The organism is Brevibacillus sp. FSL K6-0770 (assembly GCF_038000275.1).
Classification (GTDB): Bacteria; Bacillota; Bacilli; order Brevibacillales; family Brevibacillaceae; genus Brevibacillus; species Brevibacillus parabrevis.
Window position 1 is genome coordinate 2058077 of record NZ_JBBOBQ010000001.1, and the last position, 15090, is coordinate 2073166.

The following is a 15090-nucleotide window of genomic DNA, read 5'->3' on the forward strand; positions in this document are numbered from 1 at the left end:
GGCAAAGAGAAAGCGGGAGAGGGGTGTGGCAGGTGAAAATGATCACGGGAGTGGCTATTCTTCTGGCTTTTTACGGAGTGGGAGTGCTTGCGAGCACATGGCTGCACATCCCTTTGCCCGGCAACCTGGTCGGGATGCTTTTGCTGACGCTGGGGCTTGTGACTGGCTGGATTCGGATGGAGTGGGTAGACCGGGCGAGTTCGTTTCTCATCCGGCACATGATGCTGTTTTTCGTGCCGATTATTGTGGGGGTCGTCTCCTACTTCAAATGGTTTGCCCAAGCGCCATGGCCGATCGCGCTGTCGATGATTGTGGCTCCGATGCTGGTCATGTTCGTGACAGGCCGCGTGGTACAAGCTTACTTGAACAGACAGAAGAAGCAAGAGACACCCGCTTCCGCCGCACCAGAGAGGAGGACGCTCGATGCTTAGTCAATGGCTGGCGATCCTCGTTACGCTTGTCGGCTACAAAGGAGCAACGACGGTCAACGCCCGCTTTCCCCGCGTGCAGCCGCTGCTTGTGGCGGTCGTGCTCGTCTGGGTGATCTGGTGGGCGGTGAGCGATGATTGGGAAGCTTTTTCTGCGGGAGGACAGTGGATTTCGTTCTGGCTCGGCCCGGCGACAGTGGCATTGGCTGTTCCTTTGGCCAAACAGATCAGGCAATTCGCCCACATCTGGCGCGGCGTTTTGCTCGGCGTCAGTGCAGGGTGCGCCGTGGCTATCGTGTCGGTGTACGCGATTCATTGGTGCTTCGGATCGGATGACATCTTGCTCAGAAGCATGCTGAGCAAATCGGTGACGACGCCAATCGCTTTGGAACTGACGGCCTCGATAGGCGGAGTGCCTGCTTTGGCAGCCTTTTTTACCGCCCTCACAGGAATGGTTGGAGTGCTGATCGCGCGCCCTGTGCTCAAATGGGGGCGAATTACGGATGACTGGGCGATCGGGATTGCCGTAGGGACGAGTGCGCATGCGATCGGGACAGCCAGTTTGAACCGCATCTCGCCCGTGCAGACGGCTGCATCGAGTGTGGCGATGATCGTGGCCGGGGTCGTCACCTCGCTGTACCTCATCCCGTTTTCTTTTTAATCCATACAGCAGTCGGTGTAGGCGGTTTGCGCTTGTCTGGAATGAGCCATTGGATAAACCGGGCGATCTGCGGAACGAATGGCAGGGCGACCATGGAGCAAATCAGATTGAAAATCGTTTGCGAATGGGCGATTTGCATGGAGGGGCTGCTCGTTAAAAAGGCGCTTACCAGGGCAAGCTGGGAAAGAAAAGGCAAAAACACGACAGCCCCTGCTACATTAAAGAGCGTATGGCACCAGGCGACCTGCTTGGAGGCCGTATTCGTGCCGATGGCGGCTATGACAGCGGTGAAGCATGTGCCGACATTGGCGCCGAGGACGATGGCAAGCGCCGTCTCCATGGACAGGATTTGATGGCTGAGCAACCCCATCGTGATGACGGTCGTTGCAGAGCCGCTGTGGATGAGCGCGGTGAAAATGACGCCTGTGATCAGCCCGATCCAGATGGAATGACTGCTCTCCAGAAAAAGCGACCGAAACGTTTCGGATTGTTCCAGCGGCTTGGCCATCAGCTTGAGTGTATCAATCCCGAGGAAAATCAGCCCGAATCCGGCGATGACCAGTCCGGTGCAGCGAACAGTTGGCCGCGGCATCAGCCAGAGGGCGACACCGACGAGCAACATCGGGATGGCGAACGACTCCAGTTTGAGTGCGACCAGCTCCGTTGTGACGGTCGTTCCCAGGTTGGTGCCGAGAATGATCCCGACGGTTTGCGCGAACTGGATAATCCCCGCATTGGTCAAGCCGATCGTCAAGACGGTGACGGCACTGGAGCTTTGCAGGACGAAAGTCGCAATCAACCCGATCCAGAAGCTGTGGTATGGCGTGCGTGTAAAGCGGGCCATCCATTGTTCCATTTTTTTGCCCGCCAAATTTTGAAATCCGGTCCGCATGGCGTACATACCGAACAGAAAAAAACAGAGCCCGATCGTAAACGGGGCGAGGATGGAGACAATCACAAGTTGGGTTCCTCCTTCTTGGTTACAATGGCAAGCGAGGCTGGCCGTAGAACGCCGGGCCAACCGTAAAGGAAGTTACTATAACGCTATGCCTGTACGAGGGCAAGCATGACAAGGAGAGAATCAACCGCATGGCAAAAGTCTTACTGAATCAGCATCGGAAAAAGCGACTGGAAGCGGGGCATCCGTGGATTTTCCAATCGGAAGTATTGGAAATCCAGGGCGAGGTTGTACCGGGTGAAATCGTTGAGGTGACGAATCACAAAGGACACTTTTTGGCAAAAGGCTACATCAATCCGGCATCGCAAATGATCGTGCGCATTTTGAGCTACGATCCAAAAGAAGACATCGACTATTCGTTCTTCCTGCGCAAAATCAGGCAGGCGGCGGAGTTTCGCACTCGGTTTGTGGACAATCCGCGCGCATGCCGCGTCATTTACGGCGAAGCAGACTTTTTGCCTGGTCTGATCGTGGATCGCTACGAGGACGTCCTGGTCGTGCAGGTATTGTCTTTGGGCATGGAAAAGCGGATGGAGTGGATTCGCGATGCGCTTGTGGAAGTGTTTGCGCCTGCTGGCATCTACTTGCGCAACGACGTTCCCGTGCGCAAGCTGGAAGGCTTGGCGGAAGGTAAAGAAGTGCTGTACGGAGAGTGTCCGCGCGAGGTGTTGATTGAGGAAAACGGCTTGAAGTATTACGTGGATATCGTCGAAGGACAAAAGACAGGATTTTTCTACGACCAGCGTGAGAACCGCGCTTCGATTGCGCCATTGATGAAAGGCTGGGGCGAGAAGCACGGCATTACGCTGCAAACCATCGAGGTGGACGGCGAGCAAAAGCTCATGCCAGTCGACAAGCGGGGAAAAGCGATCAAAAATCCGTTCTGGGACGGAGCAGAAGTGCTGGAATGCTTCACCCATACCGGCTCCTTCACGCTGAACGCTTGCAAGCACGGCGCGAAAAAAGTAACCGCGCTCGACATTTCCGAGCATGCGATCGAAACCGCAAAGCGCAACATCACCTTGAACGGCTTTTTGCATCGCGTCGATTTTGTCGTGGCAAACGCGTTTGATTACTTGCGGGAAAATGTCGAGGCAGGAAAGAGCTGGGATGTCGTCATTCTCGATCCGCCCGCCTTCGCCAAATCGCGCGGCGCGGTCAAAGGCGCATGCCGCGGCTACAAAGATATCAACCTGAACGGGATGAAGCTCGTTCGTCCTGGCGGTTTTTTGGTCACCGCCTCCTGCTCGTACCACATGTCGCCGGAACTGTTCCTGGAAACGATTCAGGAAGCGGCTGTGGACGCGAAAAAAATATTGCGCCTGATCGAGTGGCGCGGGGCAGGCAAAGACCACCCGCAAATCAGCGGCGCTGACGAAGCGCATTACCTGAAATTCGCGATCTTCGAAGTGCGCGATCGCAAGTAGAAAAAGAGAACAGCGCCGGAGCGTATCTGGCGCTGTTTTTGCGTTTTCGTGAAAAGGATGGGACGCACAGGGCTAGGTTGCTGCCCGGGCAAGCTGGCAGACATTCGAGCGACCAGTCCGCTGCCCAAACAAGCTGGCAGATATTCAAGCGTCCCGTCCGCTAGGCGAAGTCAGGCTTACTGCGCAAACTGCTTGTCGTTTTTCACCTGCCGGACGAGGTCGAGAGCCTTTTTGAAGCCAAGCTCTTTTCCCAGCAAGACTTGTCCTTCTGCGGGGGTAGCGGCGCGCGCCTGGCTGAGCGTATGCAACTCGTGAACAAGCAAATGCTCGATGAGATAGAGCTGGACCTGGCCGATTTCCCGCTCGCTTTTGCGATCCCGCTCCCGAAACTTCGCCCGTTGCTGGCTTTCCTCCACGTATTTATCGATGTCGTCTTCGAGAAAATGCGAGGCGTTGCCAATAATTTGGCGATAGTCATCCGTCTGGGAGGGAATAGGCCGGATGGTGTGGCCGAGGTGAGCGAGCAAAAATTTGTTCAAAACGATGTTGTCGCGCGTGTAATCATTGTGCAGGAGCGAGTATTCCCCCAAAAAAGTTCCGGCGTCTTTATCGAAGCTGTGCAACAACGTGTACGTGGAGCAATACGTACAATAAAGCAAGTAGTCTCTCATGGACATCCCTCCAGCAAAATAGCTCCATGACAGTGTTTTTACTACCCATGATATGACAAAGTTCATGCGTGGGTGATACTTGCTTCTCTTGTATTTGGCAGTCGGTTTGTGTATGCTAAATGACGGGCTTTGCCCGGTACAAAGAGCAGATGCTGGGCGCTTGCATAGCATAGGAGAGAGATGAAACTCAAGGGTAGACTCTTTGCCTGCCACAGAGGAAAGGAGCATGGCACGGATGGGAAACGATAAGATCCGTCTAGGAATTATTTATGGAGGAAAATCCTCGGAGCACGAGGTTTCATTGCGTACGGCCTTGTCGATCATGAAGGCTGTCGATGCAAATAAATACGAGGTAACGCCCATTTACGTTCAGTTGGACGGAACTTGGGTAAAAGGAGACGCTTTCGCTGAGCAGGTGCCGCAAAACATCGACACACTGCGCCTCGCTTCCGGCGATCCGGCAAAAAAATCTGACTCCTTGTTCGATATCGCGCAGCAAGTCGATGTGATTTTTCCTGTCGTGCATGGGCCGAACGGGGAAGATGGCACGATTCAAGGACTGCTGGAGCTGGTCAACCTGCCATATGTGGGAACAGGCGTGATGGCTTCCGCTGTCGGGATGGACAAGTGGATGATGAAGACGGTTTTTGCCCAAGCGGGCTTGCCGCAGGTTAAGTACGTAGGGTTTTTGCGCTCCCAGTGGGAAAAAGGTCCCGAGGAAGTGGCGGAAACAATCGAGCGTGAACTTGGCTACCCATGCTTTGTCAAGCCAGCGAACATGGGCTCCAGCGTCGGAATCAGCAAGGCGAAGAACCGCGCAGAACTGGTGACCGCGATCAATCTGGCTGCCCGTTTTGACCGCAGGCTGATCGTGGAGGAGTTTGTTTCGGTGCGCGAGCTGGAGATCGGCGTGCTTGGCAACGAGGAGCTGGTCACGTCTGTCGTCGGCGAAATTATCGCGGCCAAAGAATTTTATGACTACGAAGCCAAGTACAAGGGAGCGGGCACAGAGCTGTCCATTCCTGCGGTCGTTCCTGCGCATGTCGCAGAAGGCATCTCCGATATCGCGAAAAAGGCATTTCAGGCGCTGGACGGCTCAGGGCTTTCCCGCGTCGACTTTTTCTGGGATGAGAAAAACGACCAACTGTACATTAACGAAGTAAACACGATGCCAGGCTTTACCCCGTTCAGCATGTACCCGATGCTTTTCCAGGCAGCGGGTGTGGGCTACAGCGAACTGATCGACCGCCTGGTGCAGCTGGCGATAGAGCGCCATGCCGATAAGCAGCGCAACATCGTGGAAGCCGAAGGGCTGGAATAGCAATCTGAATTTTACGACCTACAAGCAAACGCAAAAAAGCCGTCTCTCAACTGATCCGAGAGGCGGCTTTCTTTTTTTCTATTCGTGCTGTTCCAGATCAGTCAAAAGCGTCCACAGCTCCATCCCGCGCGACGCTTTGAACAAAAAGGCATGGCTGGCATCGCGCAATGGCAGAAGGGCGGCGAGCGCCTCCGGTTTGCTTGCCACATGCAGCTTGTTGCCGTTATAGGCGCGATGAAGATGTTGCGTATCCTCGCCAACGGTGACGAGCAGCTCGATGTGCTCGACAATATCGTTGAGCGCTTCGCCGACTCCTGCGTGCATGTGAGCGCTTTGCTCGCCCATCTCGTACATGTCGCCCAAGACGAGCACTTTTTTGCGGCCAGGAAACAGCTCGGCGAACGTCCGGGCAGCAGCTTCCATGGAAGACGGACTGGCGTTGTATGCATCGCTGATATACAGGGAGCCGTGTCTGGAATGCACCTGTTCAAACCGCATGGCAGAGAGCTTGACCGTGGAGAGCGCTTGCACGATTTGTTCTGTGTCCATCCCCAGTCTTTTCGCAATCGCAATCGCAGGAAGCGCGTTCAGCACGCTATGCTTGCCGTGAAGCGGGAGAAAGGCGGAGAAGCGTTCGCCATTCGCGAAGCAGACGTCAAACTGTGTTCCATTATCATTCGGCTGAATATGTTCCGCCCAGATGTCACAAGGCTCCAGCACGGAATAGTACATGATCTCCCCGGCATACAGATGGGCCACTCGCGGCAAATACTCCGAGTCCTTGTTGAGAAGAACCAGGCCGTCAGGGGCGGTGTGGGGGAGCAGCTCGGCTTTGGCGAGCGCAAGCTTTTCCCGCGTGCCGAAAAACTCCAGATGCGACTCGCCGATATACGTAATGACGCTGATCTCCGGCTTGACGAGCGAAGCCAATAAGTCGATCTCTCCGGCGTGATTCATCCCCAGCTCCAGCACGGCAGCCTGGTGTTGCGGCTCCATTTGCAGCAAGGAAAGCGGCACGCCCAAATGATTGTTCAAGTTTTTATATGTCTTGTAGACAGGGGATCGCGCTTCCAATACGTGAGCTACGATGTCCTTCACCGTCGTTTTCCCGATGCTGCCCGTAATCGCGATATGCGGGATCGCAAAGTCTTTCCGATAGGCAGCTGCCAGCTTTTGAAAACCGCGCAGCGTGTCATTGACGAGAATCAGCCCGAACTCCTCGGGCAAGCCAGCCGGAATTTTTTCCTGATTGGATACGAGTGCGGCTACCGCTCCTTGTTCGGCTGCTTGCAGCAAAAAATCGTGCCCATCGCGAGCGCCGCCTGTCAGCGCCACGAATAAAGAACCCGCTTTCAGTTGGCGGGTATCAAAGTGAACCGATGACAAGACAAGGTGCGGGGAGCCTGCCAGCAAGAGTCCTTCTGCATTGATTGTCGCCTGTTCCAGTGCAAGTGGTTTCATGTGCACGAACTCCTTTTTTCTATATGATCCATCTCCAACCTCGAAGCTGACCACGCGCACGTGAAATCGCGAAGTCATCCGGTCACGAACTCGTGAATCCTCGAAGTCATGCTACCATGCGCCCGGGAAGGCCGCAAGACAAAAGTGCGGGACAAGCCGTTGCATTTGCTTCGTGCTGTCCGCTATCATGAAACTATCTGTGCTTTGCAAAACATCGAAGCCATCTATATAGCTGAAAGGGGTTTCCCACATGGAGAAAAGCATTTTTACCCGGATTATGGAGGGCGAAATTCCAGCCCGCGTAGAATATGAAGACGAACACGTCATCGTGATTCACGACATCGCGCCAAAGGCACGCGTCCACCTGCTGATCATCCCGCGCAAGCCGATTGCGACATTAATGGATGTAACAGCGGAAGATTTGCCGCTGATCGGCCATATTCATCAAGTAGCGCAGACATTGGCGAAAAAGCTGGAGCTGCCAGGATTTCGCCTGATTAATAACTGCGGAAAAGAAGGCGGACAAGAAGTTTTCCATATTCATTACCACCTCTTGGCAGGATTTCACGAATAAAAATGAACTAAAGGTTGACCTTCATTAGTCATCTATCCTATAATGAAGTGTGACAGTCTGTTCGTACGACGATTCAGGCGTCCCACGGTTTTAGCGGAGGGAGGGAAGACAAATGGCAGAAATTCGAGTCAAGAAAAACGAGTCTTTGGATAGCGCACTTCGCCGCTTCAAGCGTGAGAGCGCCAAATCCGGGGTGATGGCGGAACTGCGTAAACGTCGCCACTTTGAGAAGCCTAGCATTAAGCGTAAAAAGAAATCCGAAGCAGCTCGTAAGCGTAAGTTTTAATGGACGGAGGGCCCATCATGAGTGTAATGGAGCGACTCGATCAAGATATGAAGCAAGCAATGAGAGACAAAGCTGCTCTAAAACTCTCTGTTATTCGCATGGTGAAAGCCGCTTTAAAGAATGAAGAGATTAACAAAGGCAGAACTTTGTCTGAAGACGAAGTGCTGACCATCTTGACTCGTGAGTTAAAACAACGCCGTGAATCCCTCCACGAATTTGAGAAGGCAGGCCGTGAAGAACTTGCCTTAAAATCGCGCGAAGAGATCGATGTGCTCTCCGCTTACTTACCCGCTCAGCTCAGCGAAGATGAGATTCGCGATATCGTTCGGGAAGCTATTGCTGCCACCAATGCCACCTCCAAGAAGGAGATGGGCAAAGTGATGGGAGCACTTATGCCGAAAGTGAAAGGCAGAGCAGACGGAAACCTCGTGCAAAAGATTGTATCTGAGGAACTACCATCGTAGATAAGCAACACCTCATATAGATACGAATGGAAAAGCCCAGCCGGATGACGGTTGGGTTTTTTCTTTGTTTCCCCAAAAGCTGACAAAAATCTGAAACAATCTCCTCCTTTGTTCGTATACCTTATTGGGCATAAGTTGAAGCTGATACGAGGAAGGAGGTAAATGTCATGACTGCAACGAGGTTAGCGTTGCGGCGGATGCGATTGCTACTGTCTCTTCTTTGCCTGATCACGGGCTTCTCGATGTTTTTGTTTACGCCAGGCATTCAGGCCCAGTCTTATCAGAAAGCGGTCTGGATTCCGGTAGACAACACAATCGAGCGTGGCTTGGAGAGTTTCCTTGCAAGGGCTTTCGCAGATGCACAGGAAGAAAAAGCAGACCTTGTCATTTTGCATATTAATACGCCGGGTGGCGAAGTGGACGCTGCTGATCAGATTGGCCAGTTGATTCGCCAATCACCCATGCATACCATCGCCTATATTGATAACCAGGCTTTCTCAGCGGGAACATACATCGCTTTGAACGCCAACGAAATCATTATGACGCCAGGAAGCAGCATGGGAGCGGCTACACCGATTGATCTGGCGGGCAATGCAGCAGACATCAAGTTCATCTCGGGATGGAGCAAAAAAATGACCGCTGCCGCCAGTCTGAACCAACGCAATCCGGACGTGGCGCGAGCAATGGTCGAAATCGATACGGAGTTTCCGGGACTGAAGCCAAAAGGAACCGTGCTTTCGCTCGACGCGCAGCAAGCGAAAACGCTCGGCTACGCAGATCACGTCGTTTCTGGAAAAGAGGAGCTGCTTGCCAGCCTGGGAATTTCCAGCGACTCTCTGCATGTGATCGAGCCGACTGGCGGGGAAAAGGTTGCGCGCTGGGTAACCAGCCCGTACGTCATGAGCTTGCTTCTGGTCATCGGTTTGGTCGGGATTGTCGTTGAACTGTTTGCACCAGGCTTTGGCGTCGCCGGAACGATTTCGCTAGTTTCGTTCGGCTTGTATTTCTTCGGGCATTATGTCGCAGGCTTTGCAAACTGGCTGCACATCGGTCTGTTTGTCATCGGAATTTTACTCATGATTCTAGAAATTTTCCTGCCAGGCGGCATCGTCGGAGCTATCGGCTTTATCAGTATCGTGACTGGCCTGGTGATGGCTGCCTACGATACGCAGCAAGGACTCGCCTCGCTGGGAATTGCGGCTGTAGTTACACTTGTTGTAACGTTTCTGCTCGTCAAGCGTTACGGCATCAAAGGACTTTTTGGCAAGTTCGTCCTCGGTGACGCACAGCACAACGAGGAAGGCTATGTGGCCCCGAAAGATCAGCGTGATCTCACGGGCAAGTCCGGCATTGCCCTGACGCCTTTGCGCCCTGCTGGTGTCGTAAAAGTGGAAGGCAAGCGTGTCGATGCGGTATCTGCCGGAGGCTTCATCGCAGCCGGAACGGCGATTGTCGTCGTGCAAGTAGAAGGGACGCGTGTCGTCGTGTCTGAACAAGAATAAAGGAGTGACAGCATTATGTTGGAAAGCGGATTGATTCCCCTAATTTTTATGGTGGCTGTAGCCATCGTGGCCCTTTCGATTTTCTTCTCGTTTGTACCAGTCATGCTCTGGATTTCCGCCCTCGCGTCGGGCGTGAACATCGGGATTATTACACTTGTGGCGATGCGTTTGCGCCGGGTCGTTCCATCCCGCATCGTGAACCCGTTGATTAAAGCTCGCAAAGCAGGCTTGCAGCTGGACACGAACCAACTGGAAAGCCACTATCTTGCAGGCGGTAACGTTGACCGCGTTGTCGACGCCCTTGTAGCAGCGCAACGTGCAGATATTCCGCTCGGCTTTGAACGCGCCGCAGCGATTGACCTGGCAGGGCGCGATGTATTGGAAGCCGTGCAAATGAGCGTTAACCCGAAAGTGATTGAAACTCCTGTCGTAGCAGCAATGGCAAAAGACGGTATCGAGCTGCGCACGAAAGCGAAAGTAACCGTTCGCGCCAATATTGACCGTCTGGTCGGTGGTGCTGGTGAAGAAACGATCATCGCCCGTGTCGGTGAAGGGATTGTCTCCACGATCGGTTCTTCCAACAGCCACAAAGACGTATTGGAAAACCCTGATCTCATCTCCAAAACCGTTTTGAACAAAGGTCTGGACGCTGGTACAGCGTTTGAAATTCTCTCCATTGATATCGCGGACGTAGATGTTGGTAAAAACATCGGGGCACAGCTGCAAACGGACCAAGCGGAAGCCGACAAGCGCATTGCGCAGGCAAAAGCCGAGGAGCGTCGTGCGATGGCGGTTGCCCAGGAACAAGAAATGATCGCCCGCGTACAAGAAATGAAAGCAAAAGTAGTCGAGGCGGAAGCACAAGTTCCACTTGCATTGGCAGAAGCGTTGACCAGCGGCAAAATGGGCGTCATGGATTACTACAACCTGCAGAACATCGCAGCCGATACACAAATGCGCGAATCGTTCGGGCACTCAGGTGACAAACAGGACCCTGCTTCGCCTGATCAGAAAGAATAAGGGCGATTGCCATGGAAGATCTCTTTGATCTTTTCCTTGACCTGATTGACTGGATTCTGCCTCTGCTAGGAAAGTTCTGGTTCGTTATTTTGGGTTACATCGGCTACAAGCTGCTGGGAAAAGAAAAAGCCAAAGGAAAGCGGATGTCGCAAGGAACGCCAAACAAGCCCCTGACACCTGTGGATACACCTTGGACAGCCGAGCCTGCGCCAGATGCGCAGCAAGAGCGAAAAACGGTACGGGCCACGGCCAAATACGAGCCGCTGGAATCGAGAGCGGAGTCGATGGAAGGCGTCGGAGTGGAGCAGGAGTGGGCATTTTCCGAGCCTGTACGCGCTTCGACAGGTTCTACGATCCGTACATCGAGCGCGACCAGACAAATGTCGGCGGCGCAGCGCGTCAAGCCGCAGTCTGCTGCTCCTCTCGATCCGCGGGAAGGAATGAAGTGGGCGCTCATCTTTGGCGAGCCGCGCTCAAAAGCTTCTTACTTTGCCCAGCGTTCACGAAAAATAAGCAAATAACGTACAGAAAAAACAGGTAAACAAATGTTTGCCTGTTTTTTTGTTGGATTGTAAAAAACGAGCAGCTTGCAGCCATAGTCGTAACCAACCCTTGTGCTGGGAAAAACCAGATGGAGGGTTTGCCTTATGCTAACCTCCCCGCAGATCAACTCGTCCATTTTGCAAAATGCCGTGCACTGGTTTTCGTATGAATGCCGCACCGTTCGCTCGCATACGCATAGGTAAGAATGATATTGCACCGAAAGTGGCACGACCCATTTTCAGAAAACGAGGCGCGTGCGCCTGTAGAAGGGGGGCTTATCCATGAAGCGTTGGAGCCGCCGTCTGCGCCAATTGGCCGGAGGTGTGTTGGATCTGCCGCAAGATGTGGTCCTGGAAGTCCCGCGCATTACGATGATCGGTCATTTGCAAATGTACATAGAGAATCATCGCGGTGTTCTGCATTTCAGCGAACACGAGCTGCGTCTGCTGCTTACAAACGGCCAGATGATTGTCTCAGGCGAACAGCTTGTCATCCGGGCGATTTTGCCGGAAGAGGTGCTTCTCGAAGGAAGGATTGGCGGAGTCAAATTTTTGGAGACAGGGCCACAAGGCTCCTAGCACAAGGAAAGGTGGACGGCACATATGCGAAACGGACTCAAGGAATGGGTAGATGGACACATCACCATCACCGTACGGGGTAAGCGGTTTGAGCGTTTGCTGAATATGGCCGTGCGGGATGGCATTCGAATCTGGAATATTCGCAGGGTCGGTGCGGAGGTGAGCCGCTGCGATATTCTGATTCGCGACTATTTTCGCCTCAGGCCGCTGTTGAAGGAGACAGGCTGTCGCAGCCACGTGGAAAACAGGGACGGATTGCCTTTCTGGCTGCTCCGCGTGCGCAGGCGCGCTGGACTGGCTATTGGCGCTGTTTTGTTTTTTATTGGATTGTACATGCTTTCCTCGTTTGTATGGAGCGTGGAAGTAACGGGAACGAAGCACATCGACCCTGCACGCGTCATTCGCGCTGCGGACGAGATCGGGATTAAACAAGGGGCATGGAAGGTCAAACTAAAGGAACCGCTGCTGCTGCAAAAAGAGCTGTTAAGCTTGTTGCCGGAAGCCGCCTGGGTCGGAATCGACATCCAGGGAACGAAGGTCAGGCTGCAAGTGGTGGAAAAGGAAGCGCCCGTCAAGCCTTTGGCGACGGGGCCGCGCCATCTCGTCGCCAAAAAGCGTGCTGTCATCCATAAAATTCTCCCGGAAGTGGGCAAAAGCCAGGTGACGAACAATCAGCTTGTCGAAAAAGGCCAGGTGCTCATCTCCGGAATCATTGGCAATGACACGCGCCAGCAAGCCGTATCGGCGCGAGGCAAGGTGCAGGGAGAAGTCTGGTATGTAAGCAACACCTCTGTCCCTTTGAAGCAAACGATCTATCGGCTGACCGGAGAGAAGCAGGAGCAGCAGTATTTGCTGGTGGGATCGTATGCGATTCAAGTGTGGCCGTTTAACAAAGAGCTGTTTTCCGAAGCCCAGACGTCGGAAAAACGCTACGTTCCTTCCTATGCGGGATACACGTCGCCAGTAGGCTGGAAAACGGTCGAATATGCGCAAATCGAGCCGGTTACGAAGCAATTGAGCACAGAAGAGGCCACGGAAGTAGCGAAAAAATTCGCCAGAGCAGACATTTTGCAAAAAGCTGGTAAAGATGCGTTCATTCAGGACGAAAAAGTTTTGCACGTCACCGCAGAGAATGGTAAAGTTTACGTAAGCATTCATTTTTCCGTCATTGAAGAAATTGCCGTTGAACAGCCAATCGTACCCCAGTCACCCGTGAACAATGGCAATCCGTGACGTCAATTGCTGATAACCGTTGCAAGGAGATGGAAGCCTGTTGCACGTACAAGATGAGGTAAGAATCCCGTTTTCAGACGCATCTGAGGCTCTGCTTTTGTTTGGACCGCACGACGCGTACCTAAAGCTGATCGAGGAAAAAAGTCCTGCCCAAATCATGACCCGCGAAGGCGAACTGGTCATTAGCGGCGACAAGCCGGAAGTGGATAAGCTGACCGAGCTGATCGGCGTTTTGCTGCAGCTGATCCGCAGAGGAATCGCTTTGTCCGAACGAGACATCTCGTACGCGATGATGCTCGTAGGCCGGGGAGAAGCAGCCCAGCTGCTGGATGTTTATGATGAGGAAGTGGCGCGCACCCAGCGCGGAAAAGTAATCAGGGCCAAAACTCTCGGACAGCGGCACTATTTGTCGGCGATCAAGAAGCGCGACATCGTCTTCGGAATAGGGCCTGCCGGAACGGGAAAAACGTATTTGGCAGTGGTCACAGCAGTAAACGCGTTGAAAAATGGACGTGTCAAACGGATCGTTCTTACCAGACCGGCTGTAGAGGCGGGAGAAAGCTTGGGCTTTTTGCCTGGCGATCTGCAAGAAAAAGTAGACCCGTATCTGCGTCCGCTTTACGATGCTTTGTATGACATGCTTGGAAACGAGCAGGTAGCCAAGATGATGGAGCGCGGACTGATTGAAGTGGCTCCTTTGGCATACATGCGTGGGCGTACATTGGAGGACTCGTTTGTCATTCTGGATGAGGCGCAAAACACCACTCCCGAGCAAATGAAAATGTTTTTGACCAGGCTTGGTTTCGGCTCCAAAATGGTGATTACCGGAGACGTAACACAGGTGGACTTGCCGAAAGGGAAAAAATCCGGCTTGCGTGAAGCGCAGCGCATTTTAGGCGCGATACCGGATGTAGCTTTCATCCATTTCCAGGAAGGCGATGTCGTACGCCACAGTCTGGTGCAAAAAATTATCGCTGCCTATGCAAAAGAAGAAGTCGACCACGGCTATTGATAAATGGTGTGTAAAAAGGAGATCGTTCATCTGTGCTATCTGTAGAAATCCTCCACGAAGAAATCGAACCGCTTGATGAAAGCTTGCAAAAACTGATGACCGAATGCCTCGAAGCTTGCGCAAAGCTGGAGGACGTACAGGGAGAAGTCGTAGTGACTCTGGTCACCAATGAGCGAATCCACGAGCTGAACCGCGATTACCGCGGCGTGGATCGCCCAACCGACGTGTTGTCCTTCGCCATGAACGAGCCGGGCGAAGGCGAGATGGAAATCTTTTTCGACGAGGGCGAAGCGGACGAAGTTCCGAACATGCTGGGGGATATCATTATCTCTGTGCAAAAAGTCAAGGAGCAGGCCGAAGACTACGGCCACTCTTTCGAAAGAGAGCTGGGCTTCCTCGCTGTGCATGGCTTTCTCCATCTGCTCGGCTACGACCATGGTACGCCGGAAGAGGAGAAAGAAATGTTCTCCCGTCAGGAACAGGTTTTGGAGCAGATCGGCTTGACGAGGTAGGAGATTACGTTGAAAGAACTCCGAAGAATGGCGAGTAGCTTTTCGTACGCCATGCAAGGAATTGGGCATACCGTAAAGACACAGCGAAACATGCAAATCCACGTAGCCGCTGCTGTAATCGTTTTGGCGGCGGCCTGGTGGCTGCAAATTCCCCGCAGCGATGTTTTGCTGGTCTTTTTTTCTATCGGCCTTGTTTTTTCGCTGGAGCTGGTGAATACGGCCGTAGAAGCGACCGTTGACCTCGCTTCTCCCGAGTGGCATGAAAAGGCGAAAATAGCCAAGGATGCTTGCGCCGGAGCAGTGCTCGTAGCGGCTATCCTGTCTGCCATCATCGGGTTTATCGTCTTCGGGCCGCCGCTGTTGCAAAAAATAGCGGGGTAGCCCGGAAGCAGCGATTTGACTGGGGGAACGCAAAGTTTGTGCCATGAGAACGACCGGA

The 15090-nt window shown here is 53.3% G+C and carries 18 protein-coding genes; 15 read left to right on the forward strand and 3 right to left on the reverse strand.

Annotated features, from left to right (window positions below):
* Positions 1-38 precede the first annotated feature (38 nt).
* Positions 39-431 (forward strand): CidA/LrgA family protein, encoded by a 393-nt coding sequence (locus NST23_RS10005; RefSeq protein ID WP_217365248.1) that lies wholly within the window; start codon positions 39-41, stop codon positions 429-431.
* Entirely contained in the window at positions 424-1089 is a 666-nt protein-coding gene (locus NST23_RS10010) for an LrgB family protein (protein WP_122964099.1), read from the forward strand. Before NST23_RS10005 ends, NST23_RS10010 begins: the two co-directional genes overlap by 8 nt.
* Here NST23_RS10010 and NST23_RS10015 read toward each other — a convergent pair.
* Positions 1070-2047 (reverse strand): Na/Pi cotransporter family protein, encoded by a 978-nt coding sequence (locus NST23_RS10015; RefSeq protein WP_122964098.1) that lies wholly within the window; start codon positions 2045-2047, stop codon positions 1070-1072. The two genes, NST23_RS10010 and NST23_RS10015, sit on opposite strands and share 20 nt — an antisense overlap.
* A 131-nt stretch (positions 2048-2178) precedes the next feature.
* Here NST23_RS10015 and NST23_RS10020 point away from each other — a divergent pair, with 131 nt between their 5' ends.
* The gene (locus tag NST23_RS10020) at positions 2179-3474 is read left to right on the forward strand and encodes a class I SAM-dependent rRNA methyltransferase (protein WP_217022446.1); all 1296 of its coding nucleotides are present in this window, start codon (positions 2179-2181) and stop codon (positions 3472-3474) included.
* Between the two features lie 176 nt (positions 3475-3650).
* Here NST23_RS10020 and NST23_RS10025 read toward each other — a convergent pair whose 3' ends face one another.
* Positions 3651-4145 carry a hypothetical protein gene (locus NST23_RS10025; protein WP_122964096.1) on the reverse strand — a complete coding sequence of 165 codons (495 nt, stop codon included), beginning with the start codon at positions 4143-4145 and terminating at the stop codon, positions 3651-3653.
* A gap of 235 nt (positions 4146-4380) precedes the next feature.
* On the opposite strand from NST23_RS10025, the gene NST23_RS10030 reads away from it, so the two are divergent.
* On the forward strand, positions 4381-5466 hold the full coding sequence (locus tag NST23_RS10030) for a D-alanine--D-alanine ligase (protein ID WP_122964095.1): 1086 nt from the start codon (positions 4381-4383) through the stop codon (positions 5464-5466).
* A 78-nt stretch (positions 5467-5544) separates the two neighbouring features.
* On the opposite strand, the gene NST23_RS10035 is transcribed toward NST23_RS10030, so the two are convergent.
* Positions 5545-6927, reverse strand: a complete 1383-nt coding sequence (locus NST23_RS10035; RefSeq protein ID WP_122964094.1) for a UDP-N-acetylmuramoyl-tripeptide--D-alanyl-D-alanine ligase — start codon at positions 6925-6927, stop codon at positions 5545-5547.
* A gap of 250 nt (positions 6928-7177) precedes the next feature.
* On the opposite strand from NST23_RS10035, the gene NST23_RS10040 reads away from it, so the two are divergent.
* The 11 genes from NST23_RS10040 (at position 7178) to NST23_RS10090 (ending at position 15032) form a co-directional block, all read left to right on the forward strand.
* Complete coding sequence (locus NST23_RS10040; RefSeq protein WP_122964093.1) at positions 7178-7501, forward strand: histidine triad nucleotide-binding protein; 324 nt, start codon at positions 7178-7180, stop codon at positions 7499-7501.
* Positions 7502-7613: 112 nt separating this feature from the next.
* Complete coding sequence (gene rpsU, locus NST23_RS10045; protein ID WP_007727630.1) at positions 7614-7787, forward strand: 30S ribosomal protein S21; 174 nt, start codon at positions 7614-7616, stop codon at positions 7785-7787.
* A gap of 17 nt (positions 7788-7804) precedes the next feature.
* Entirely contained in the window at positions 7805-8251 is a 447-nt protein-coding gene (locus NST23_RS10050) for a GatB/YqeY domain-containing protein (RefSeq protein WP_063231398.1), read from the forward strand.
* 167 nt (positions 8252-8418) lie between these two features.
* Positions 8419-9753, forward strand: coding sequence for an NfeD family protein (locus NST23_RS10055; RefSeq protein WP_122964092.1), 1335 nt, complete (start codon positions 8419-8421; stop codon positions 9751-9753).
* 15 nt (positions 9754-9768) lie between these two features.
* Positions 9769-10773, forward strand: a complete 1005-nt coding sequence (gene floA, locus NST23_RS10060) for a flotillin-like protein FloA (protein ID WP_122964091.1) — start codon at positions 9769-9771, stop codon at positions 10771-10773.
* An 11-nt stretch (positions 10774-10784) separates the two neighbouring features.
* Positions 10785-11294 (forward strand): hypothetical protein, encoded by a 510-nt coding sequence (locus NST23_RS10065; RefSeq protein ID WP_173598582.1) that lies wholly within the window; start codon positions 10785-10787, stop codon positions 11292-11294.
* A gap of 303 nt (positions 11295-11597) precedes the next feature.
* Positions 11598-11894, forward strand: coding sequence for a sporulation protein YqfC (gene yqfC / locus NST23_RS10070; RefSeq protein ID WP_007777585.1), 297 nt, complete (start codon positions 11598-11600; stop codon positions 11892-11894).
* A gap of 24 nt (positions 11895-11918) precedes the next feature.
* Positions 11919-13127, forward strand: coding sequence for a sporulation protein YqfD (gene yqfD, locus NST23_RS10075; RefSeq protein WP_122964089.1), 1209 nt, complete (start codon positions 11919-11921; stop codon positions 13125-13127).
* A gap of 40 nt (positions 13128-13167) precedes the next feature.
* On the forward strand, positions 13168-14139 hold the full coding sequence (locus tag NST23_RS10080; protein ID WP_122964088.1) for a PhoH family protein: 972 nt from the start codon (positions 13168-13170) through the stop codon (positions 14137-14139).
* Positions 14140-14171: 32 nt separating this feature from the next.
* Positions 14172-14651 (forward strand): rRNA maturation RNase YbeY, encoded by a 480-nt coding sequence (gene ybeY, locus NST23_RS10085; RefSeq protein WP_122964087.1) that lies wholly within the window; start codon positions 14172-14174, stop codon positions 14649-14651.
* Between the two features lie 9 nt (positions 14652-14660).
* The gene (locus NST23_RS10090) at positions 14661-15032 is read left to right on the forward strand and encodes a diacylglycerol kinase family protein (protein ID WP_122964086.1); all 372 of its coding nucleotides are present in this window, start codon (positions 14661-14663) and stop codon (positions 15030-15032) included.
* Positions 15033-15090 lie beyond the last annotated feature (58 nt).

Coding starts and splice junctions, on each gene's coding strand:
- NST23_RS10020 (WP_217022446.1), top strand. CDS start 2,179: ATGGCAAAAGTCTTACTGAATCAGCATCGGAAAAAGCGACTGGAAGCG.
- NST23_RS10040 (WP_122964093.1), top strand. CDS start 7,178: ATGGAGAAAAGCATTTTTACCCGGATTATGGAGGGCGAAATTCCAGCC.
- floA (WP_122964091.1), top strand. CDS start 9,769: ATGTTGGAAAGCGGATTGATTCCCCTAATTTTTATGGTGGCTGTAGCC.
- NST23_RS10055 (WP_122964092.1), top strand. CDS start 8,419: ATGACTGCAACGAGGTTAGCGTTGCGGCGGATGCGATTGCTACTGTCT.
- yqfD (WP_122964089.1), top strand. CDS start 11,919: ATGCGAAACGGACTCAAGGAATGGGTAGATGGACACATCACCATCACC.
- NST23_RS10005 (WP_217365248.1), top strand. CDS start 39: ATGATCACGGGAGTGGCTATTCTTCTGGCTTTTTACGGAGTGGGAGTG.
- NST23_RS10050 (WP_063231398.1), top strand. CDS start 7,805: ATGAGTGTAATGGAGCGACTCGATCAAGATATGAAGCAAGCAATGAGA.
- yqfC (WP_007777585.1), top strand. CDS start 11,598: ATGAAGCGTTGGAGCCGCCGTCTGCGCCAATTGGCCGGAGGTGTGTTG.
- NST23_RS10010 (WP_122964099.1), top strand. CDS start 424: ATGCTTAGTCAATGGCTGGCGATCCTCGTTACGCTTGTCGGCTACAAA.
- rpsU (WP_007727630.1), top strand. CDS start 7,614: ATGGCAGAAATTCGAGTCAAGAAAAACGAGTCTTTGGATAGCGCACTT.
- NST23_RS10065 (WP_173598582.1), top strand. CDS start 10,785: ATGGAAGATCTCTTTGATCTTTTCCTTGACCTGATTGACTGGATTCTG.
- NST23_RS10035 (WP_122964094.1), bottom strand. CDS start 6,927: ATGAAACCACTTGCACTGGAACAGGCGACAATCAATGCAGAAGGACTC.
- NST23_RS10025 (WP_122964096.1), bottom strand. CDS start 4,145: ATGAGAGACTACTTGCTTTATTGTACGTATTGCTCCACGTACACGTTG.
- NST23_RS10030 (WP_122964095.1), top strand. CDS start 4,381: ATGGGAAACGATAAGATCCGTCTAGGAATTATTTATGGAGGAAAATCC.